The following is a 23,232-nucleotide window of genomic DNA, read 5'->3' as shown; positions in this document are numbered from 1 at the left end:
AATTCTTTTTCAGCGATTATCTCTTTATAAGCTTGAATCTCTCGCTGAAGGCGAAGAATCTCTTTGTCTTTATCAGAGTTACTAACGCTGGATGGGCTTGAAAAACCTCCTTTTTCGTACTGGGAAACCCAGTTATAAATGTTTGCACTCGAGACGTTAAACTCCTTAGATGTCTTAGCAGCTCCGTGTTCTTTGTAGTAATTCACTATGGTCAGTTTTTCCTCCTGGCTCCATGATTTTTGATGCTTTCCCATTGAATCACAAATTTAAAAGTTATACCCTAATTTGTGTCCAACTTTTTAGCGGGCTAGATTCAAACTATCTCGATAACAGTATTTGAAAAGCGATGAGTTAAAAAAAGCTGTTAAGTAAGCGATATGGTCTCCCGTGATGATAAAACATTTATTATTTGTCATAAAAGCCTTTTCATCGTAATAAAAATTGAGAAATTTAGTAATCTCTGGATAGATGATTTTTTCGTTAAAAAAATCGTCCATATAAGCACAGTTTCTGAGATTGTATGGCGTTTCTCCTTTATCTGTTCTCTTTTCGAGTTCGGGGTAAAAAGTATCTAAGTATTTTTTTATCGCGGGATAATCGTTGATTTGAATGGGTTTAGTGCCTTTTTCCTTGATTCCGTTATGGGTATTGATAATCCACAGGTCTGCAAACTCATACCCATAGCGTTTGATGTCTCTGCCGCGAAGAATCGGGCGTATAATTTCGGCAGATTTTGGGTCAGCAGCAATGAGTTCATCTTTTTTCTTGCCATCAATGATGAAAGCCTCGTTGTAGCCTGTAAGAATACCTCTATAGATATTTATATCCCAATCTTTAAGAGGTGTGCCTATTTTCTCTATTTTTTCTCGGATTCGTTGCTCTATCGGGCTAAGAATTACCCAACTATCAGATGTTTGAAAATGACAGGTGGCTTGGTGCTGAGTAACATAAGTATGTAGAGAATCAGGCCATCTGTTCTTTACCAAACAGGCTTTTGTTTTTCCTTGATTGACACTTTTTTGCGCTATCAGGATATTGGTGTCCACCGTAGCATTATCAAAGATTTTTTGGCCTGCGAAATCAATTAAAGTAATTGGGTTTGTCTTTTCCGCAAAGAACTTTCGTAATGACTCGCCGTAGCCCGCCCGCATCCATTTGTTGGAAGTAATATAACACAAAACACCTTGGTTTTTAAGACATTTGAAGCCCTGTTCATAAAAAAGTGCATAAATATCACCCGTGCGTTCAAACGTGTCAAACTTTTCTCCTTCAAATAATTTGGACAAATACCCTCCCTCGTTTTGTAATTGGATATACGGCGGATTTCCAATTACAATATCAAAACCGCCTTGCTCAAATACATCTTTAAAATAGAGATGCCATAAAAAGTAGGGGCGTTCGTTACGATCTTGGAGAGCATGTAGGTTTTGGCGGCTTTGGGCTACTTGCTGCTGCTCTGCTACGAGTTTATCGTATTCCTTTCGAGTTTTGGGTTTCATGTTTTCGGGCTTGCCCGCTTCGGCAATCCGTCGGTGGAGGTGTCGTTCACGGAGTTCGATATTGTATTCGATGTGGTCGTGTACGGCTTGGTTTATTTGCTTTCGCAGGCTATGTTTCCGCTCGGCATTTTCAACGCCAAAGTATTCGTCAATCAGTTTTTGGAGGTCTTGGGTTTGTTGTGTCTGAAAAATCGTCATTTGGGGCTGTGTCAGATTTCCAAACAAATCACGCTGAGGTTCAAATACTTGCACACTCTGCTGATGAATTTTAGATAAATCAATACCTTCAAAGCTTTCCAAAAGGCTGTTGCCCTGCATGATTTTGTAGTCGAGATTAGGCAGGGGGCTTGGGGTTTCTTCGTCCACCACGAGGGCGAGCCAAAAGCGTAATCGTGCAATATCGACAGCCCCACGCTCCAAGTCCACGCCATAAATAGAGTTTTGGATGATATGGCGTTTGGTGTCCGCAGGGTCGAGCGTAAGGTCGAGCGTCATTTTTGCCTTAAAAATCTCCTGCAACATTCCCATCGGAAACGCCCCCGAGCCAATGGCGGGGTCACAGATTTTTACGTTGTCGAGCAGGGTTTCAATCTTACGGGCATTTTTGACAATAAAACCTTTGGCCTCACCCCGCTCGCCATTACGGATGAAAGACTGAATCGCTTCTACATCTGTTCCCCCATCGGAGCGGTCTGCCGCAGCGGTTAGGGGGCTTTTTAAATATTGAATCAGAGCCTCTTGGCACATGTACTGCACTATCTCTTTGGGTGTATAGAAAGCCCCCTTGTCTTTGTTTTCTTCGAGGAGGTTCTCAAAGATATGCCCCAGCATTTCGGGGTCAATGCCCACGTTGGCATCGTCGGGACTGTTTTCGTCAATGGTGAAATTGTACTGATCAAAAAACTCGAACAAGTCGGCAAAGTAGCTTTCGGGAAAATCAATGTGGTTGGTGTGGGGTTGGTCGTTGTCGAAGAGGCCGCCGTTGAGGTAGGGAACCAGCACAGCCCCCCTGCCCCCGATAGGGGTAAACAAATGACCATCACGCTTTGTGTTAAGAGTTTCAAAAAAAAGTTGGGTAAGGCATTTTGAGTAGAAATGCTGTTTTTCGGGGAAATACTGAAAGAGATTTTTAATAAAGTTTGAATCTCCATTTGCCCAAACAGAAACTCCCCCATCGAGGGCTGGGGGGCTTCCCATCCAGCCTTTTTTCTGCAAAAAGTAAAGGAAAACGATACGTCCGAGGAGTTTTTTGGCGAAGTCACGGATAGGCTTTTCGGTTTTATTGGTGTCGGCTTGTTCGCCGTCTTTCAGAATGTCATAGTATTCGGTTTTATTTTTTAGGTAATGCCAAAATTTTTCGTAGTGTTCTTTGTAGCCTTTGAAAAAATCTTTATTCAGTTTTTCGACTGAGAAAGCGTTGGTGACAGCCTCAATGGTGCTTGTATTTTTGTTACCCATCAATTCCATCAGCCGTCTGGCAGCAGTAGTGCAAGATTCGTTTGGGCCGAGCAAGAAGCTGTACCTTTTGGTGGCGGTTTGGGTGGTGATGAGTTCGCCTTCGTCGTTGAACGTGCTGCTTTTTGAGATAAAAGAAAAGCGGTAGTCTTTTTGTTGATTGGCATGAAAAAGCACCAAAAGCCCTTCAAATTGCCCAGAATCAATGAGTTTGGCGGCCAGGTTGCGGAGTTCTACTCGATTTCGGGCAATAACCTTGTTGTCAGTAAGTTGTACGTCAACAAGCGCCAATCGTTTTTCGTCAGCAAGAGTAATCACGCCAAACTGAAAGGCTTTTTGCACAAAGTCCACGCCCTCAAACAAAGGCTGATAAGCAGAAGACAGAAAAAAATCGGAACGAGTAAAAATGATTCGTACTATCTCCTGCCAAATATCGAGATGATACGGCTTGTGTAGTTTTTCTTTGAGTTCTTTTTCGGTCATGTCAGGGTTTTCTTTTTAGTCTTTTTATTTCAGAAAAAAGAAACAACATCATTAATTATCTAAATATCAATTGATTGTATTTTTTCTTTTTTTATTTATTTTTCATTTCTTTTTTTTTTTGCCAGTTCGTATTTACGATATGTTTTACCACCAGCATATCCTAATTCACCTTCTTCTACCAATTTATACACGGCTTTTTGAATATCCTTTCGGTCAATTTCTTCAAATCGTTGATGAATATCTTCGATGCTGCTTTGAGGTCTGAGGCGTAATTCTTCGATAATCAGGGCTTTGAGGCGGTGCAGTTCTATGACTTTCAGGCTGGCTTTGATATTCAGTTTGGCATTGGCCACCAATTGGGGATTGATAAGGTACTCTGTACCTTTTTTAAGACCACGACTAATGAGCAAACCTTGTTCCGTTAGGCGACTGACATAACTTCTAAGGCGTTCTTCCTCGGGTAATTGTAGCTGCTTGTAGAGCTGGGTAGCCAAGACTTTTTGCCATCTCGATACAATGCCTAAAGTGATAAACTCGCGTTGCGATAGTTGATAGTGATTCGACACATATTCAAGTAGCGCAATGCTTGATTCGTCCAAGATTTTAGATTCCTGTACCACTTTGACACTGTCAAAGTCGGCCTCTACAATTGGAAAAGGTTTGGCGTTTCGGCTACTAATTTCGTACAACAAATCAAAACCTGATCCTTCGCCTTCCATCAGGTTGAGGTCGTGAAAAATTTTGATGAGGTGAGGATTTCGTCGGGCGGTTTTGTGCAGGATATTGTCTTTTGAAATCCCCATCAATAGCCCACCTGGGTTTTTGATTTCCAATCTATCCACATACACACTGATAAAAATATCGCCTGAAATGGTATAGCTTTTGTGCGCAAAGGCATTGATGAGTAGCTCTCTGATAACCCGTTCGTCATAAAACCGAATGGGTTTGCGCTGGAAAAGCCCGTCTTTGAACTCATGGTAGTAAGTAAGTTCGATGGCCTCTTTTTCGATTTCTTGTAATAGCTCTTTGGGATTGAGGGCGTAATCATGCCAATCTAATTTACGGACTTTTTCTTCTAAGTCGTTGTAAACCAAATACTGTATCGTAAGCGGGTACGCCAATCGGCTGCGTTGGGAGGCATTGCCAAGCCACAAAATGCCCAAGTTTGTTAGTTGCTCGTTGTTGATGAGGTTATAATGCTCGGCGATTTCGATATCACTTCTTTGTTTGATACTCTCCTTTACCCTTGGCGATTGTCTAATCTCGTTGGCAAATTTTGTCAGATGTTGGACAGGAATATCATTTAGCCAAACGTTTCGCAATTGCAATTCCCACTGAAAAGCATCTTTTTCAGCTGCAATCCTTACGAGGTCTTCGCTACGGGCCGCATGACATTGATCACCAACCCGCAGGTAAATTTTTCCGTCGTTGGTGGTGGCAATGGTTTTAGAAGACGGCAAAATAGTAAGTTCAAAATACTGCCCTCCGTTAGGATGCGTCAGCACATCGCTGGCGGTCAAACCCACATTAAAAGACAAAGAACGAATTCGAGTGAGGGTTTTGTTGATATCCTCTACATTGATGATTTGTTCAATTGGAGGCTGTTTATTGGTATCTTCTATGCCTATCACGAGTTTTCCGCCTTGCGCATTGGCAAAACAAACCGCTGCTTGGGCTAAGTCTTTAAAACCGCTCTCTCCTTTCTGAATGATACGAATGCTTTTGTAATCAATATGTTGTGATTCGGGTGTCATGCGTCAAAACTTTCAGAAATGATAATTTTGGGAACGAGGTCTTTGGGCGTGGCTGTTACTTTGGCAGTAGGTGTTTGGCGGGTTTGTAAGTTATAACCATGCAAGATTTTGAGCAACTCGTCAAGCAAAACCGACAGTTTCAATTTTGCTGTTTTCTGGTTTTTTTGCAATTTATTGATATCGCGTTGTAGGTTTTGATACCAGCCTTTTTGCAAAGCTTCTTTGGCCAATAGTATCAACGTTTTTTCGTCTTGTCCTAAGTGCGGGACGTTCAAAAAGCCGTTGAGGTACTCTTGGGCTTTCTTTTCGTTGGGGCCTGGTGTAACGTCTATTTTGTGCTGTCGGCCTGCTTCTTGCTCAATATCGGCCTGAAATTGGGCGATGGCAGCCTGTACTTGCTCGTGGTGCAGGGCATGAAGCGCAATGGCTTTTTCGGTGGCTTTGGCCTGAAATTTCTTGACGGCTTCGAGAAACGAAAGTGGCAACACCTCGCCGTTGGCTTGCACATAAAAGAACGCGTCGCGTTTGGGGTTGCGGATAAAACTGATGGTTTCGTGGCGCTGGGTTTTGTCTTTGCGGCCCACCCGTGCCCGCAGGGGCATCTGCTGAATTTTGCGAAAAAAATCGGGATCTTTCTCTCTGAGTTCGCGCAAAAACATCAGGTATTCAAGTTTTTCATCTTTTTCTTCATCAGGGTCTTTGTCAAAAAGGCCAAAAGTTTCGGGGGTTTCGTCGGGGCTATAAATCTGACTATCTTCACCCAATGCTGCGTGGAAGGCTTGCAATTTCATCAAGGCTTTTTTCTGTAATTCGATGTCGTTGTCCACTTGCGCCGTGGGAAAAAAGTTAAATATATGTACCTCTTTGGCCACTGACCCAATACGATTTACACGCCCAATGCGCTGCATGAGTCGGGTGGAGTTCCAAGGGGTATCATAATTGACAATCACGTTGGCTCGGTGCAGGTTTACTCCCTCGGCCAACACTTCGGTTGAGATAACTACCTGATAGTCATTACGCTTCGTACCCGTGTAATTGGCATCAAAATTCTCGCGGATAATAGGCATACGGTCTTTGCGAGTATGACTGTCCACGGTCAAGATTTTCTGGCTGATAAACTGGGGTAGTTTTTTTGCTAAATAGTCGGTGGTTTCTTTGCTTTCCGAAAACACCACCAATTTTTTTTCGTGGTTGATTTCAGTAAACAAGCGGTTTTTGAGGTACTCAACAAAGGTGTCGAGTTTGGGGTCTTTATCGCCAATTGCCTCCCAGAGCGTTACCAATTGGGTTAATATGTCTTGATCTTGTTTCAACCCACTTTCAAAACCTACTACAAAATCATCGGGGGCGCAAATTTCGATGGTGGGGTCGTTGAGTTGCCGTTCCAATACCAAATCTAAGAGTTCATCTTCTTTGCCGTCGTTGATGTACTCGCTCACTGGGAGGTTGGGAGCAATAAAAATACGGCCTTGTTCAAACATGGTTATCATGGCTTGATTGGCCTGTAAGAATCGTCCCAAAGAAGATTTGAAGGCATGAAAACTGCTGTCAATACGCTTGACGAGCATGGTTTTCATGATTTTGGCCAACTGCGTCGCAATCATATCGGCTTTTTTGTACTTCTGTTTTTTGGGAGGTGTCAGAAACCCAATGGCGCGGTAACGGTTGTAAGTTAGGCCCAACGTGGGGTGGGTGAGCAAAAAGATGGTCTGGTCGTAAAGTTGTTCGAGCACTGGGTCTAACTGATAGAAAATTTTTTCGGGGCCGCGCACGTCAGGAAACAGAATGCCCTGCGCCTCCAAATCTTTTGAATATAACTCGTGGGCGTTGAGGTCGGTACGGGTACGCCTCACGGTGAGTGGTTCGATAACTTTGCTACGAATGTCGGTATAAATCAGTTTGACAGCCACCATGGTTTGGGCCATGTCAGGGTCGTTTTTTGCCTTGCGGTAAGCGTCTATCTTTTGTCGGAAAAAGTGCTGTAAATTACCCACTTCGAGGGTAGAATCTTTACTATCTTGAAACAAATATACCAAACTGGCCACATCTTCGGGACGGTTGTTGAGTGGGGTAGCCGACACGAGCATCACTTTCTTATTAGGATGTGAACCATCGGACAGGGTACGACGAGCAGGGGTTTTACAGATTTTTTGGAGGTCGTTGTAAGCATCCGAGGTGTCAGACCTAAACTTGTGGGCTTCGTCCACAATCACCAAATCGTATTTTTCAGGATTACGCACTTTATGCAAGCTACCGTTGGTGATGATTTCATAACTCTCAAAGCCAAATTTGTCAAGGGTTTCTTCCCAGTTACCTTTGAGAGCGGGTGGCACCACAATGAGTGTGCGAGAACGATGTTCGGGAAAGCCGTTTTTGAAATAAAACTTTTTAGCAATGAGCGTGGCTACAATAGTTTTGCCCAAACCAACGACATCCGAAAGAAAAAAACCGCCATGGCGTTCCATTTTGGTGTAACCATCATTGACAGCATCAGTTTGGTACGAGAGCCGTTTGAAGCCCTTAGGTAAATCACCTGCTGAGTTGGGGTCAAACTCAATACTTTTGCCAAAATATTCAACCAAAAATTTTAGATAAACTTCGTAAGGCGTAAAGGCATCATTGAGGTAGGTCTGTTCTTTGAGTTTTTCGACAAACGCTTCGCTAACGGGCACGCCTTCTATCCAAAGTTTATCAAAGGTTTCGGTAGCAAAGGCAATGTCAGTATCGTCACGTAGTTCAACATTGAACTCAAAATTTCGCTGAAGGCCTGCATCGGTCAGATTACTCGACCCCGTGATGACAGACCCGTAGCCGTGGACGTGTTTGGTTTGCTCGCGAAAGATGTAAATTTTGGCGTGAATGTTTTGTTTGGGATGTACCCTGAGTTGGAGTTTACCCGTGGCCAAATCATGAATAAACTGTAACATTCCATCTTCGATGTGTTTGGTGTAGGTAGCTTGCTGAATATTTTCGCGGAGTGAATCAAAAAACTGTTGTTGGGAAAGGTGCGCATCCGCTTGGAAAAGAACACCATTTTTTTGTGCTTCGGCCACCAATTGGTCAATATTAATACCTACCAAAATACGAATTTCTTGGGCTTTTTCGATAAACGGACGAATATGAAAGTAGCCCGTGGCGCGGAAGTAACCCACAAGAGCGTCGAAGAAGTGAATGTTTTTATATTGAAAAACGCCCTCTATTTTTTGCAGGAGGGTGTTGTCGGTTTCATTGGTAAAAAACTTAGTAGCCATATAAGCTTCGATTAGAAGAAAGCTAAATTAAAAGAAAAACCAAAATAGATTGGTTAGAACCACTAAAAAAACCTTTTTTTTAAATTGCTTATAAATTAAAATACGAATCCTACCCTTTCCGATAACCAATATTTTTAATTCAAAAGATTAATACATCAAATTTCCAAGGGCATAAAACAAAAAAAGCCCAGATTTCTCTGAGCTTTTTTGTTTGTGTTGGCGGTCCGGACGGGACTCGAACCCGCGACCCCATGCGTGACAGGCATGTATTCTAACCAACTGAACTACCGGACCAATTGTCTTCTGTCTTTTGTAAACTTTGCATGACAAGCATTTATTCTAAACAACCGCCAAACGCTTTGTGAACTACCAGACCAATATTTTACTTTAAGAACACTTACTTTGTGTTGGCGGTCCGGACGGGACTCGAACCCGCGACCCCATGCGTGACAGGCATGTATTCTAACCAACTGAACTACCGGACCAATCATCTTCTGTCTTTTGTAAACTCTGCGTGACAGGCATGTATTCTAAACAACCGCCAAACGCTTTGTGAACTACCGGACTAAACTGCGTTTTTTTTACTTTTTTGCGTTTTGGTATCGCTGAAAGTGGTGCAAAAGTACTATTTTTAACTTTCAATGCAATACTTTTGCCAACAAAAAAACAGACTTTTTTTTGAATTATTTTCAATTTTTAAGACATAATTCTGATTTTTAAATAGTTACAAGCTCAAAAAAAATGACAAAAATTAAAGACATTACTTACTTTTTAGAAACCATAGCCCCATTATCCTACCAAGAATCATACGACAACGCTGGTCTCATTGTGGGTAACCCTACAGCCTCCGTTACCAATGTGCTCGTTTCGCTTGACTGCACAGAGGCCGTCGTCGATGAAGCCATTGCCAAAAACTGTAATTTGATTGTTGCCCACCATCCCATTGTATTTAAAGGGTTGAAAAAGTTCAATGGACGAAACTACGTCGAACGTACGGTTATCAAAGCGATTAAAAACGACATTGCCATTTATGCCACGCATACCAACCTCGATCACGTGGTCGGTGGCGTCAATTTTATGATTGCCGAGCGCTTGGGCTTGCAAAACGTCCGCATTTTAGCCCCTAAAAAGGATTTGTTGATGAAACTTGTCTTTTTTGTTCCCGTTGAGAATGCCCCAGAAGTCGTGGAAGCCTTGCATAAAGTAGGTGTCGGCCAAATCGGGAATTATGATCATTGTAGCTTTAGCGTCAATGGGACAGGTACTTTTCGCCCCAATGAAGCAGCTACGCCCTTTATTGGGAATGTTAATGAAATCGAACGTGTAAATGAAAGCCGAGTTGAGGTCATTTTCCCTGCTTATTTGGAAGCAACGGTGATGCAAACACTCAACGAAACCCATCCGTATGAAGAGGTGGCGCACTATCTTACGCTTTTGCAAAATACCAATCAAGAAGTAGGTGCAGGAGCAATTGGTCTTTTATCAGAAGGCATTGCTGCTACCGATTTTTTGGCCTATCTGAAACAAAAGATGCAACTAAATGTCATTCGGCATACCGCCATTTGTTCCCCAATTATTCAGAAAGTAGCCGTTTGTGGAGGCGCAGGAGGATTTTTGTTGAACGACGCTGTTCGCCAACAAGCTGATGTTTTCATCACTGCCGATTATAAATACCATGAGTTTTTTGATGCCGATGGCCGCATCCTTATTTGTGATATTGGGCACTATGAAAGCGAAGTTTTTACAAAAGAATTATTGCAACGATATTTGTCGAAAAAATTCATTAATTTTGCGACAATTTTGTCGGAAACTATTACCAATCCAGTAAATTACTACGTGTAAGGTGTCGGTTATCGGACGTAAAGAATGAAATTCTAAACTGAAATAACCACACTTCAAACCCAACAAATATGGAACTGACCGTCGCGCAGAAATTAGACTTATTGCTCAAATTGCAGCAAATTGACTCCGAGTTGGATGACATCAAAAAAATACGCGGCGACTTGCCCGAAGAAGTTCGTGATTTAGAAGATGACATTGCGGGGTTTGAAACCCGTATCGGAAAGTTCAACAACGAAATCAGTGTTCTTGACGAAGAAATTAGCCGCCATAAAGCGACCAAGAAAGACGCTGAGAAGTTGATTGCTCGTTACAAAGAACAACAGATGAACGTTCGTAACAACCGTGAGTACGACGCCATCACGAAAGAAATGGAACTTCAGGCGCTTGAAATTGAACTTGCCGAAAAGAAAATGCGGGAAGCAGAATACAAAATCAAAGCTAAGAAGGAAGAAATCGCAGGAACTGATGGTCTTTTAAAAGAACGTCGCGAAGATTTGAAAGCGAAAAAACAAGAGCTTGATACCATCACTTCTGAAAGCCACGAGGACGAGAAGCAGTTGTTGGATCAGCGCGAAGCCCAAGCCCAAAAAGTAGAAGACCGCTTGTACAAATCGTACACGAAAATTCGTAACAACTCCGAAAACGGATTGGGCGTAGTGAAAGTAAAACGTGGTGCTTGTGGAGGTTGTTTTAACGTAGTTCCTCCTCAGCGTCAGGCAGATATTCGTGAAAAGAAAAAGATTATTGTTTGTGAACACTGTGGACGTATCTTCGCAGATGTTGACACTGAGTACAAATAGTTTATTGTACTTTTCTAACACAAAAACGCTTTGGTATCGTTACCAAAGCGTTTTTGTGTTTATGAGCATTCGTAAAAATTTCACAGTAACATAATCGCCTGTAGTCCAAATAGTCTGTTTGATTGTATTACTATTGTTGCCGCACTAAATTTTATTTATGAAAACTTCGTCTTTTGGCCTTTTATTATTGTTGGCAGGTTTTGTTCATACCAACCTCTATGCACAAATCAACTACACAAATGCCAACATCCACTCCCACAATGATTATCAGCAAGCAAACCCATTTTGGGGTGCGCATACGCTTCAATGTGGCTCTATCGAAGCTGACCTTTACTTGCACAATGGAGAGTTGGTCGTGGCACATTTGCCCTCGGAAGTAAAACCCGACCAAACACTCACAAAGATGTATTTACAGCCTTTGCAACAACAGCAAAAGGCGGGCAAGGGTTATTCTTTCCAGTTTCTCATTGACCTTAAAACCCCTGCCTCTCCTACACTCGATTCGCTGGTGAGTCAGCTGAGTCGTTACCCCGAACTTTTTGGCGAAGGGAAAAACGCACGGGTGGTCATCAGTGGCAGCATGCCAACTCCTGCCCAATTCGCCAATTACCCTTCCTGGATTTCATTTGACGGACGTTTTGAACAAACCTACGATGCCGCAACCCTCAAGCGTGTTGCACTCATTAGTGCGCCGTTTACACTCGTATCTCGTTGGGACGGTAAAGGGCTTTTCCCCAAAGAAGACCGCGAAAAAACCGTTGAATACGTCACGCGGGCGCGTCAACAAGGAAAAAAGGTGCGTTTTTGGGGCGCTCCTGACAACGAGGCCATTTGGAAAGAACTCACTGCCCTTGGCGTTGACTGGATTGGAACTGACCGCCCACAGGTATTGTCTGATTATTTCAAAAATAACAAACCAGCTGATAATCAATACGCGTATCCATCATCGCCTTATACGGTGTACCAACCTACTTACCGTAGTGATGGTGCTACCAAAACACCCAAAAACATTATTTTTTTAATCGGGGATGGCATGGGGCTTGCCCACATGCAGACGGGGTTGGTCGCTAATCACGGTCAACTTCACTTGGCTTTGTTCAAACGCCTAGGCTTGATGCAAACCCAACCTGCGGAAGGCTATATCACCGATTCGGCTGCGGCTGGAACGGCTTTGGCTACTGGGCATAAAACCAAAAACGGCACCATAGGCATGGATGCGACCTTGGTGGCACGACCTTCGTTGGCGGTTGTTGCACGACGCAATGGCAAAAAAACGGCGGTTATTTCTTCAGGTCCCATTACTGATGCCACCCCTGCCGTTTTTTATGCCCACCAACCCAAACGCAGTATGCAAGAAGAAATTGCGGCAGATTTTCTAAAGGAGCCTACGGATATATTGGCAGGTGGAGGCAGCAAATATTTCTTTGAGCGCAAAGACAAAGCAAATTTGGGCGATTCATTAGTGGCGCGTAATTACTCCGTTATTCGTCGGTATGCCGATATTACTTCTGAAACCAAAAAAGACAAGTTTGTAGTTCTTGACGACCAAGCAGGGCTTTCTATGGAGAAAGGGCGGGGCAATTTTCTACCTTTAACCGTAGGAGAAACGGTCAAACATTTTAAGAAAAATGCCCCAAAAGGCTTCTTTATGATGGCTGAAGGTGCTCAAATTGACTACGCTGGACATGCCAACAACGTCTCATACGTGATGAATGAAGTCCTTGATTTTGACCAAGCTGTAGCAGAAGCCCTCCGTTTTGCCGACCAAGACGGCCAAACGCTTGTTATCGTAACGGCCGACCACGAAACTGGTGCCATGGCGCTTACGGGTGGTAGCGAAAAAGATGGAATGTTAAAGGCTAATTTTGGTTCAAAAGGCCACTCTGGCATCATGGTTCCTGTGTATGCCTATGGCCCTCAATCGCAGTTATTTGGAGGAATTTATCAGAATACCGAGCTTTCTGATAAAATAAAGTCATTGTTGGAGAAGCGTAAATAACGACACCAACGAATGTGAGGTTTCCTTCACTCCCTGATAGGCGTATTCAATCGCCTCAGGGAGTGCCATTGGGCGGGGCAAAATTGACCTTGCATACGAAAGTCCCAACGACTGTATGTCGTGGGTAGTCAGTAGGAGTGTTCCACATAAGGCTATCACAGGGATATTTCTTTCCTTGGCGGCTCTGGCAATCCCTGCAATCAACTTCCCTTGCAGGGTTTGTTCATCCATTTTTCCCTCCCCAGTCAATACCAAATCGACCCCTTCTAGTTGTTCTTCAAAGTGCGTTTGTTCCATCACGATTTTGACGCCTTCTTTAAGGTTAGCCTTGAGAAAAAATAAAAGCCCAAATCCTAGCCCACCTGCTGCGCCAGTACCAGGTTGGTACGCCAAATCTATCCCAAAATCGCGTTGAATAATTGCTGATAAGTGTTGTAATCCCGCATCTAAGGTTTTTACTGCTGCCTCATCCGCTCCTTTCTGGGGGCCATAAACATAAGCTGCCCCTGAGGGTCCAAAAAGCGGCGCAGTTACGTCGCAAGCTACATCGATGGTTACGTCAATTAAGGGACTTTCAGGCGGGATAATTTGTTCAATATGAAGTAAATTTTCGCCGATAGGCGCTAGTTCATTGCCTGTTTTATCGCAAAAACGCCATCCAAGTGCTGCCGCCATTCCAATACCTGCATCGGTAGTGGCGCTTCCTCCAATCCCCAAAATAATGTGTTTGGCTCCCGCTTCAAACGCCTTTATTATTAGCTCTCCAGTTCCGTAAGTACTTGTTTTTAAAGGATTTCGTTCTTCCGAACTAAGCAGTTTGAGCCCCGAAGCGCTGGCCATTTCGAGAAAAGCCGTTTGGCGATTGGGAGTCATTCCAAAATTCGCCCTGATAGGACGCCACAGCGGATCCATCACTTCCGTTTCTACAAAAAAACCACCCGCATCTTGGGTTAAAATTTCGGCCGTGCCCTCTCCCCCATCTGCCATTGGAATCGCAATTACTTCCGCCGTTGGGTTGGCGGCCAAAATACCATCACGCATGGCGTTACAAACGTCGAGTCCGGTCAGCGAACCTCTAAATTTATCAGGGGCTAAGAGGATTTTCATCAGGGCTTAAAACAGAATACTTTCATCGTCGGTTACCCTTGGCCGCATGTAGGTGTTGAGGGTGTCCAATTTAGGACCACCGCAACCCAAATTTGCTTCCATGCCATCGGGTTTATAAAAACGCTCGCGACGATACGGCGAACGCTCATTACCTGCCAAGTCAGGGTCTGCATATATTTTTTGCATATAAAGTCCCCAAGCAGGCATCGCAATCCGCGCCCCTTGTCCCAGCGCCATCGTCGTGAAGTGAACGTGGTTATCTTCACCACCTACCCAAACACCCGTTACCAAATTAGGAGTCATCCCCATAAACCAGCCGTCGGTATAGTCTGACGTCGTACCAGTTTTGGCCGCAATGTCATTGTTTTCAGAAAGTCCGTATTGGGTACGAAGACGCTGCGCCGTTCCCCACGGATCTTCAACGGCTCCACGCATGATAAACAACATTTGATACGCCATGCTTGGGCTTATCACCTCTTTTTCATCGACAGGAAACTCCGCCAACACTTGTCCTTCTTTATTTTCGATACGGGTTACAAAACGTGGTTGAACGTGTTTTCCTCCGTTGGCAAAAGTCGAATACGCATTAACCATTTCAAAAACAGATACGTTGGGTGTTCCCAAACAAATGGTTACTTCGGCAGGAATCGGGCTTTTTATCCCTAGTTTATGCGCATATTCGACCACTTTTTTAGGCCCTACCATGCTCATCAACCGCGCACTAATGGAGTTGACCGATTTGGCCAGCGCTTGGCGCAAGGTAAGTTCTTGCCCCGAGAAAGAACCCGTTGAGTTTTTGGGGCACCAATCACCGATACAAACCTGCGCATCGCGAATGGTCGTACAGGGCGTTACAAAGCTTTCATTGATGGCCGAACAATACACAAACGGCTTGAAGGTAGAACCTGGCTGGCGCTTTCCTTGATATACTTGGTCGTACTTGAAGTGTTTGAAGTTAATCCCTCCTACCCACGCTTTTACATCACCGTTTCGCGGATCCATCGACACCATTCCGATACGCAAAAACTTGTTGTAGTACTTAATCGAATCCAGCGGGCTCATAATCGTATCACGGTCGCCTTGCCACGAGAAAACCTTCATTTTGATGGGCTTGCGCAGTTCTTGCCAAATCTTCACCTCATCATCCCCATACACTTTCTTTAATTCGCGGTAACGCCAACTTCTGCGTACAGCCCTTTTTTCAAAATAAGGATCGGGCGCATAACCACCGTTTGTGCCTTTCACAACCCAAGGGTTCATTTTAAGCTCTTTGAAGTGCGTAAAAAACTTGGTCTGTTGGTCGCGCATGTGTTGGTCGGCTGCCTGTTCGGCATAATTCTGCATTCGAGAATCAATCGTTGTATAAATACGAAGTCCATCGCGGTACAAGTCGTAATCGGTGCCGTTTTCTTGGTTGTATTGTGTCAACCAAGTTTTCATCCAATCACGAAGTACTTCACGGAAATAAGGAGCAGGCCCTGTATTGTGGTTTTCGATGTAAAAATTGAGGGCAAGTGGTTTCAGTTTATTTTGGGCAAATTCCTCAACCGTTAAGAAACCATATTTCATCATTTGCCCCAACACCACATTACGGCGTTCCAAAGCCCGCTCTTTAAACAAACGAGGATTAAAACGAGAAGGGTTTTGCAACATTCCCACCAGCAAAGCGGCTTCGGGGAGGTCGAGGTTCCAAGGTTCTTTTTTGAAGTATGTCTTTGCAGCGGTTTTAATCCCATCGGCGTTGTTACCAAACGACACCGTGTTTAGGTACATCGTCATGATTTCTTGTTTGGTATAATTCCGCTCCAAGCGCACCGACAAAATCCACTCTTTGGTCTTGGCAATAACGGTTTTTATAATCGGCAAATCACCCAACGAACCTTTGTATTTGTCGCTGCGGGTTTGAAACAAGTTCTTGGCCAATTGTTGCGTAATTGTACTTCCTCCCCCCGTTGTACCTTGGTCGCTTGACACGAGCCCTTTGAATACCCGAAACATAGAACGGGGGTCGATGCCTGAGTGTTTCACAAAACGCGCATCTTCGGTAGCGATAAGCGCCTTTACAAGGTTAGGGGAAAGTTGATCAAACTCAACAGGCGTCCGATTTTCAATAAAATATTTTGAGAGCGTCTGCCCGTCGGCCGAAATGATTTCCGAAGCTACTTGACTTTCAGGATTTTCGATGGCTTTTAATTCAGGCATTCCCCCAAAAAGCCAAAAGAAATTGAAATAGACTGCTACCAAGTACAAAACAGCGCTTCCGATAATAACGGTAGCCAATTGCCAAAATCGAATGATAGGTTTACGGTACTTTCCGTTCAAAAATGCCATAGTAGATGCTTAAATAATACGCCTCAGAACGCAATTATACGGTTTTTAACTGTATTTTTTTTATAATCATACAAAAAACGTGCAAAACTCGGCATGTTGTTTTACAAAACTAAATACCCGCTTTTACCAAACCTTTTTAGGGCACAGTTCGTTGTTTAATGTGTATTTAGATTGACTACATATCATGGAAAAAGCCGAAAAAATCCGTAAGTCGTATATTGATTATGTCCTTGAAAACGGACAAACTCCTGCTTCCTTTTATGCTTTTGCCAAAAAATTAAAAATGGCAGAGGCTGAACTCTACGAATTTTATACGTCGTTTGAGTCTATTGAAATGGATGTATGGAAGTCTTTTTTTGACCAAGCCCTTAAAACTGCCGAAAATGACCCGACCTACCAAGGGTATAGCGTCCGCGAAAAGTTGTTGGGCTTTTATTATACATGGGTAGAAGTGCTCAAGGCCAATCGGAGCTTTGTTTCATATAGTTACCGAAAACTTCCTCAGCCAGTCGCGGCCAAAAATCCCCAAGAGCTTCGTCTTTTTAAAGAAGCCTTTTTTACGTTTGCGCATGATTTGATGTACGAAGGGCGCGAAAGTAAAGAAGTGATTGCTCGTCCCTACATTGCCAATAAATATCCCGAAGCAGTTTGGCTCAACACGCTTTATATTTTAGACTTTTGGGTAAAAGATACCAGTCGAAATTTTGAATTAACGGATACCGCCATCGAAAAAACGGTGAATACGGGCTTCGATTTAATGGGGCGTTCGATTGTGGATACCGTAGTTGATTTAGCAAAATTCATGTATCAGAACCGATGAAAACACAAGATAGTATCCCCACCTCCAAAGTGGCTCGGGCCACTCAATTCTTAAAAACAGGGGCAAAAATTGGCGGGAATTACCTGAAATACAACGTCAAAAAAATCATTGACCCCACTACGACTCGGGAAGAATTGCACCAAGACAACGCCACCGACGTCTATGCGTCTTTGAGTGAATTGAAGGGTTCAGCCTTAAAAGTAGCCCAAATGCTCAGTATGGATCGCAGCGTTTTGCCCCGCGCGTACGTCGATAAGTTTCAAATGTCGCAATACTCCGCACCGCCGCTGTCGGGGCCGCTGGTCGTGAAGACATTTAGGAATTTCTTTGGCAAAGCTCCGCACGAACTCTTCGACCAATTCGACATCAATGCGGCCAATGCAGCCTCTATTGGGCAAGTACACCAAGCCTCGAAAAATGGTCAGAAACTGGCCGTCAAGGTACAATACCCAGGCGTAGCCGATAGCATCAGCTCAGATTTGAAAATGGTCAAACCCATGGCAGTGACTTTGTTTGGCCTCAATGAAAAAGACGTAGAACGATATACCGAAGAGGTAGAAACCAAACTTTTGGAAGAAACCGACTATGACCTTGAATTGCGTCGTTCGGTGGAAATTTCGGAAGCGTGTAAACACATCGACGGGCTCATTTTTCCCAAATACTACCCCAACCTTTCGGCCAAACGGATTTTGACAATGGACTGGTTGGACGGGTTTCACCTCAAAGATTTTCTCCAAACAAATCCGTCTCAGGAGGTTCGCAATCGGATTGGACAATTACTTTGGGATTTTTATGACCACCAAGTACATAGCCTCCGCCAAGTTCATGCCGACCCGCACCCTGGCAATTTCTTGATGCGCGCCGATGGTACAATGGGCGTCATTGATTTTGGCTGTGTAAAAGTCATTCCTGACTACTTTTACGACAATTATTTTACGCTTATCAATCCTGACACGCTGGATGATGATCCATTGATCGAAAAAATCTTCTATAACCTCGAATTTTTGGTCAAAGAAGACAAACCAAGCGAAAAAGCCCTGTTTAAAGATTTGTTTAAACAAATGATTGTGATGTTAGGCAAACCTTTTGCCGTCGATGAGTTTGACTTCGGCGATCATACTTACTTTGATTCGGTCTATGCATTTGCCGACGAACTAGCCAAAGTGGAAGAAATCAGAAATTCAAAAGTAGCGCGTGGTTCCAAAGATGGCTTGTACATCAATCGTACCTATTTTGGACTCTATTCGATGCTGAATGAGTTAGGCGCTAAAGTTAAAACCACACGTCCTGATTGGCTACGAAGTAAGAAAGAAATGGCACTTATGTCATAACAATTCACAAAAAAGCCATTGAGGACAGTTCAATGGCTTTTTTGATTATTCTAGTTTCAACGTTTTTATATCCTCTACCAACTGATTGATTTCCAGCGGAAGTGTGCCATTGTAAATTCCTCTTATTCGAAGATTTTTATCTACTAATATGACGTTTTCGGTATGTAAAAAATCGTTTTCGCCTTTTCGTATCCCCAAATTTTCATCCGCAAAATACGACCGACGCGCTGTTTCATACATGTCTTTACGATTTCCTGTCAACAACTCCCATTTACTTGCCTCAATTTGATGCTGTTGCGCATAAGCCCGCAACACAGCTACCGAATCTCGCTCTGGTAACACACTGAATGACAACAGCTTTACACCTTTATCGTTGCGAAATGCACGTTGTAATTCTTTCATATTTCCCATCGTTCGCGGACAGAGACTTGGGCAAGCCGTAAAGAAAAAATTAGCCACGTGAATTTTACCCCATAAAGAATCCGAATCCACCCATTGATTCGCTTGATTTTTAAAAACAAATTTCTTCAGCTGGTGGATGGTATCCATTGAGGCCGACGATTCTACCCAATGCGGGGTAAAATCGGGCGTGTGATAATAGGGCAATCGGGTTGTATTTCGTTGTTCAGTTGTTGGTTGACAAGAACAAGCTATGAGTACTACAAATCCAGAAAAACAAAAACGTGTCAACATGGCTGAAAATAAGTACGTTATATTTTTATTGAATTTGCCCCCCGTTCGTTTTCTCCCATGCAGCCTTTGGCGCCGAGCAGCCCAAATCGCCGTCCGTTCTGAATGACATAATTGGCTTTGATTTGCCCATTCACGTACCACATTTGTTGTTTCCCTTCGGGTTGACCTTCGTTATTGTAAGTGCTTAGGCTATACATTTGCCCGTTTTCAAACCATTCGTGATGAGTTCCTGTGGCTACGTCCTCCGAAAAATGATAGTCAAATTTCGGAATTCCATTGGGCCACCAACCTTTGTGCAAGCCATTTTTATGGTTTTTGTGGTAGGTTCGTTGTTCGGCTAATTGCCTATTTTCGTACCATTTTCGGTAAATCCATGAGCTTACTTTGGATTCACCCCTAAACTTATCAATCGACTCATACACTTCCATAAACACCTCTTGAGCGACGTCTTCTGCTTCTTCGGGGTGCTGAACAATGGCCAATACCGTATTAAACACTTTCGTTTGATAGTGCTCAACCAAGTATCGAAACGCCACCGCTTGACGTGATTGAAGTCCTTGAAGAAGTTCTAAATCGTTCAAATGGAATCAGATTTATTCGTTTAGATGCACCTTCCTCTAAAAACTTGCGGTCAATGGTGATTTTTTTTTGGAAATATTTCAAACGCAGGATACGGAGTCCCTTCTAGGGACAGAATTCCCAGTTCGCCTACCGTACGTAAAAGCGTGGCAGAAGCCACTGTACTTGCCGACAGACTCCGAAAAACTTCTGATAACCAATCTTTTGTAAAATCTGTCGATTGGCGCGGGTCTATTTGTTTTGAAATGGGAATTTGAACATCCGAAAGGGAAGAAGCGTAGGGATTGGCGCGGGCTCGTAGCGAAATAAAGTTGATGTGAACGGGTTTATTATACAAATGTTCGGCACTTTCTGTTTGGTATTGCAGCGTTTCGGCATTTTCTAATATCGTAAGATTGTCAAAAGCGTGTGCCTGCGGATGGTAGGAAAACGTGACAAAATCGGCTTCTTTGGCCTCAAAACGGTTGCGGTTTAGTTCCGTAAAATTGTAATTGGTACCTACCCCAAATTTTATCTTTGGAAGTTGTTTCTTAAATACTGGAATTAGATCAATGATTCGTTGCGGCGTAGTTACCTCATTTTTAGAAAACAACAACACACTACTGATATTCAAGCGATTCTGTTGACATATTGACACAAATTCTTCCAAGTTTTTTTCCTCCTCTTCCCCTATCGTAAGGGCTACTTCCAAAGGTAAACCAAGGTCAAAGGCATTTTCGCAATGGGTAGAAAATTCAGTAATCCACGAGGCGGAAGGAAGTGCAAGGTCGATTCGATAATGCGTCAACTGTAGTTTTTTCAACTGGTCGATGACTTCCTTTGCCAATTCTACCGACTCAACCGACGCCCCAATTCCCAACTGAAAGGTAGTTGTTTTCGAGGGCAAAACGGTTTGTTCTGGCTTCATTTCCAAAGATGGATTTTCGACGGGCGGATGAAGCGTAATTCGTTGAAAAACAGTATTTCCTTTTTTATGCAAAACAGGAAAAGGTTTGGACAAGGGTGTACAAAACGTTTTAAAAGACGCATCTCCCCAATTTCGCTGGTCTTCGGTTTCAAACGTATCTCCCTCAAAATCCATTCGATACGCCGCTCCATCCTCCACTTGCCATGTCATCGAACGAATCATCAGAAAAGGGTCTTCTGGTGAAATGTATCTGGGAAAAATGGAAGTAGAACTAGAACCATCTTCATGAAGAAGAGAAACGGGCTGATTAGCAATTCCTTTGATAGGATGTAACACGCAAAACCCAGCTCTGTTGCTCCGCACGTCTATCAATGCTTTTCCAGAAATTTCAAAGCTAATTGTGCCATTGTCAGCTCCGTTGATAGCTACCTCCCACTCAAAAATCGCCGTAGAAGCTTCATCTACATGGTTACACTTATAATGAATTTGAAAGCTAGTATCATCTTTTTGAACAACTTCATCAAAAATGACTTTGTCAAACGTGCCCCAATTGTGGTCACGTAAGGCAAAATAAATCATCCGAACTATTTCTTTTCCTTGATGTTTTAACTGACGAATGCTCCCTTGTTCGTATAAAAACGCATACTTGCCCGCTTGTAATATCATTAACAATTTGTTTTGAATTAACATTTAAAACCAAAAAAGGCCACTTTTTATATCAAAATAGCCTATCATTTTATCAAGAACTTACTGTACTCACTCAACAACTTTTGGGTGTTCTTGGCATTTGGCTATTCATTAATTGTACTTTTCCAATTCACAATTTGGGCTTTATTTGTATTATTCCGACCTTTGTGGTACATTCATCAAACAGCAAGACCATGATCGCAATTAATTTTGAATACATAAAAGCCTATTTTGAACTTGCCAAATCAACCAACTTGTTCAAACGCTTTTTGACTTGGTTTCTACGTCATCAATCAGCCTTTGAAACCATTGCCCGTACTGGACAACCCTTTGGAGGAAACGTCTTTAAATAACCCATAAAAAGCAAAACACCGCGCCCAAACTAAAAACCAAAACTTCGTTCGCATTTACTCTATCGTGCGCGGTGTTGCTTTATATCATGTAGAATTAGTGTTTTTCTTCCCAAATCTGGCAAAGGTTGACGATTACCTCGACTGCTTTTTGCATGTCTTGGACCGAAACCCATTCCAATTTTGAGTGAAAAGCATGACCACCCGTAAAAATATTGGGGCAAGGCAAGCCCATGAAGGAAAGTCGAGAGCCATCGGTTCCGCCTCGGATGCTTCTTTTTAACGGAGTCAGCCCTGAGCGGTGGATTGCTTCCCATACGTATTCCGAGACATGCGGGTGATTATCAAGCACTTCTTTCATGTTTCGGTATTGTTCAATGACCTCAAAATCGGCCGTTGAGTGGGGATATTGTTGTAAAACTTGGTCAAGAATCCCTTTGAGGTAGGTTTCTTTTTCGTGAAGACCTGCCACCGTGAAATCACGAATGATAAAGCCTAGGGTCACTTTTTCTTGGATTCCTTCGATGTTTGTCGGGTGGATAAACCCTTGTTTTTCTTCGGTTGTTTCGGGCGAAAGGCTATCTTTTGGTAAGGCCGCAATGACATCGGCGGCTATTTTAAGGGCATTTTCGAGTTTTCCTTTGGCAAAACCAGGGTGAGCACTGATGCCACGAATGGTAATTTTTACGGCGTCGGCACTGAAGGTTTCGTCTTCAAACGAACCAAGACTTTCGCCGTCAATGGTATAGCCAAAATCGGCGCCTAATTTGGCCAAATCCACTTTGTTGGTTCCTCGGCCAATCTCTTCGTCGGGCGTAAAGAGGATTTTAATCGTACCGTGCTTGATTTCAGGGTGTTCCAACAAATAACGTACGGCATCCATAATTTCGGAAACACCCGCTTTGTTATCAGCTCCCAATAAAGTGGTGCCGCTGGCAGTTACAATGTCATTGCCAATTTGCGCCTCTAAATCAGGGTGTTCCGAGCGACGAATCACCTGCGCAGGGTCGTCGGGCAACACAATATCAGAACCATCCCAAGCTGCATGTACCAAAGGTTTGACACCCGCACCAGAGCAATCGGGCGAGGTGTCCACGTGCGAACAAAAGCAAATGACAGGGACATTCAACTTGGTTGTATTGGCGTGGAGGGTTGCATATACGTAGCCGTGTTCGTCGAGGTGGGCATCCACAACCCCCATTTCAAACAATTCGGTCACCAACATCCGACTCAGGTTTTTCTGTTTTTCGGTCGAAGGTTGTAAAGTGGAATTAGGATCTGATTGGGTATCAATTTGAACGTATCTTAGAAACCGTTCGAGTACTGTTGATGACATATTTTTGT

At 43.4% G+C, this 23,232-nt stretch carries 17 protein-coding genes and 2 tRNA genes; 6 read left to right on the top strand and 13 right to left on the bottom strand.

The features are described from left to right. The 7 genes from K339_RS0128720 to K339_RS36815 form a co-directional block, all read right to left on the bottom strand. The coding region (locus K339_RS0128720) for a transposase (RefSeq protein WP_028522830.1) at positions 1–254 on the bottom strand (254 nt) is incomplete at its 3' end. A 45-nt stretch (positions 255–299) separates the two neighbouring features. Next, complete coding sequence (locus K339_RS35155; RefSeq protein WP_051398317.1) at positions 300–3,437, bottom strand: Eco57I restriction-modification methylase domain-containing protein; 3,138 nt, start codon at positions 3,435–3,437, stop codon at positions 300–302. Between the two features lie 95 nt (positions 3,438–3,532). Beyond that, entirely contained in the window at positions 3,533–5,191 is a 1,659-nt protein-coding gene (locus K339_RS0128710; RefSeq protein ID WP_028526685.1) for an ATP-binding protein, read from the bottom strand. Then, complete coding sequence (locus K339_RS0128705; protein WP_028526684.1) at positions 5,188–8,442, bottom strand: helicase-related protein; 3,255 nt, start codon at positions 8,440–8,442, stop codon at positions 5,188–5,190. The genes K339_RS0128710 and K339_RS0128705 overlap by 4 nt, the downstream gene beginning before the upstream one ends. A 217-nt stretch (positions 8,443–8,659) precedes the next feature. Beyond that, positions 8,660–8,736, bottom strand: a tRNA-Asp gene (locus K339_RS0128700). A 114-nt stretch (positions 8,737–8,850) separates the two neighbouring features. Beyond that, a tRNA-Asp gene (locus tag K339_RS0128695) sits at positions 8,851–8,927 on the bottom strand. Further along, complete coding sequence (locus tag K339_RS36815; protein ID WP_028526683.1) at positions 8,905–9,135, bottom strand: hypothetical protein; 231 nt, start codon at positions 9,133–9,135, stop codon at positions 8,905–8,907. The genes K339_RS0128695 and K339_RS36815 overlap by 23 nt, the downstream gene beginning before the upstream one ends. Positions 9,136–9,183: 48 nt before the next feature. On the opposite strand from K339_RS36815, the gene K339_RS0128685 reads away from it, so the two are divergent. The 3 genes from K339_RS0128685 to K339_RS35150 all read left to right on the top strand — a co-directional run bounded on the left by K339_RS0128685 (position 9,184) and on the right by K339_RS35150 (position 13,083). Further along, positions 9,184–10,284, top strand: coding sequence for a Nif3-like dinuclear metal center hexameric protein (locus K339_RS0128685; protein ID WP_028526682.1), 1,101 nt, complete (start codon positions 9,184–9,186; stop codon positions 10,282–10,284). Positions 10,285–10,352: 68 nt separating this feature from the next. After that, positions 10,353–11,084, top strand: coding sequence for a zinc ribbon domain-containing protein (locus tag K339_RS0128680; RefSeq protein ID WP_028526681.1), 732 nt, complete (start codon positions 10,353–10,355; stop codon positions 11,082–11,084). A gap of 157 nt (positions 11,085–11,241) precedes the next feature. Beyond that, on the top strand, positions 11,242–13,083 hold the full coding sequence (locus K339_RS35150; RefSeq protein ID WP_037302116.1) for an alkaline phosphatase: 1,842 nt from the start codon (positions 11,242–11,244) through the stop codon (positions 13,081–13,083). Here K339_RS35150 and K339_RS0128670 read toward each other — a convergent pair. Then, on the bottom strand, positions 13,060–14,190 hold the full coding sequence (locus tag K339_RS0128670; RefSeq protein WP_028526680.1) for a glycerate kinase: 1,131 nt from the start codon (positions 14,188–14,190) through the stop codon (positions 13,060–13,062). The two genes, K339_RS35150 and K339_RS0128670, sit on opposite strands and share 24 nt — an antisense overlap. A gap of 6 nt (positions 14,191–14,196) precedes the next feature. Further along, entirely contained in the window at positions 14,197–16,521 is a 2,325-nt protein-coding gene (locus tag K339_RS0128665) for a penicillin-binding protein 1A (RefSeq protein WP_028526679.1), read from the bottom strand. A 184-nt stretch (positions 16,522–16,705) separates the two neighbouring features. Between K339_RS0128665 and K339_RS0128660 the strand changes: the two genes are divergently transcribed. Both K339_RS0128660 and K339_RS0128655 read left to right on the top strand, forming a co-directional pair. Then, a complete protein-coding gene (locus tag K339_RS0128660; RefSeq protein ID WP_028526678.1) occupies positions 16,706–17,341 on the top strand; it encodes a TetR family transcriptional regulator C-terminal domain-containing protein in 636 nt (211 codons plus the stop codon). After that, positions 17,338–18,672, top strand: a complete 1,335-nt coding sequence (locus tag K339_RS0128655) for an ABC1 kinase family protein (RefSeq protein WP_028526677.1) — start codon at positions 17,338–17,340, stop codon at positions 18,670–18,672. The genes K339_RS0128660 and K339_RS0128655 overlap by 4 nt, the downstream gene beginning before the upstream one ends. 45 nt (positions 18,673–18,717) lie before the next feature. Here K339_RS0128655 and K339_RS0128650 read toward each other — a convergent pair whose 3' ends face one another. The 3 genes from K339_RS0128650 to K339_RS0128640 all read right to left on the bottom strand — a co-directional run bounded on the left by K339_RS0128650 (position 18,718) and on the right by K339_RS0128640 (position 21,517). Further along, positions 18,718–19,278, bottom strand: coding sequence for an SCO family protein (locus tag K339_RS0128650; RefSeq protein WP_169731910.1), 561 nt, complete (start codon positions 19,276–19,278; stop codon positions 18,718–18,720). Between the two features lie 104 nt (positions 19,279–19,382). Then, on the bottom strand, positions 19,383–19,946 hold the full coding sequence (locus K339_RS36305) for a sigma factor (RefSeq protein WP_051398316.1): 564 nt from the start codon (positions 19,944–19,946) through the stop codon (positions 19,383–19,385). 50 nt (positions 19,947–19,996) lie between these two features. Continuing rightward, entirely contained in the window at positions 19,997–21,517 is a 1,521-nt protein-coding gene (locus K339_RS0128640; protein WP_157607771.1) for a D-apionate lactonase family protein, read from the bottom strand. Between the two features lie 215 nt (positions 21,518–21,732). On the opposite strand from K339_RS0128640, the gene K339_RS37330 reads away from it, so the two are divergent. Continuing rightward, positions 21,733–21,891 carry a hypothetical protein gene (locus K339_RS37330; RefSeq protein WP_157607770.1) on the top strand — a complete coding sequence of 53 codons (159 nt, stop codon included), beginning with the start codon at positions 21,733–21,735 and terminating at the stop codon, positions 21,889–21,891. 94 nt (positions 21,892–21,985) lie between these two features. Here K339_RS37330 and pepT read toward each other — a convergent pair whose 3' ends face one another. Beyond that, entirely contained in the window at positions 21,986–23,224 is a 1,239-nt protein-coding gene (gene pepT / locus K339_RS0128630) for a peptidase T (protein ID WP_028526673.1), read from the bottom strand. Positions 23,225–23,232 lie beyond the last annotated feature (8 nt).

Source organism: Runella limosa DSM 17973 (assembly GCF_000482465.1).
In the GTDB taxonomy this organism is placed as follows: domain Bacteria; phylum Bacteroidota; class Bacteroidia; order Cytophagales; family Spirosomataceae; genus Runella; species Runella limosa.
This window is presented reverse-complemented; position numbering and strand designations above follow the sequence as displayed.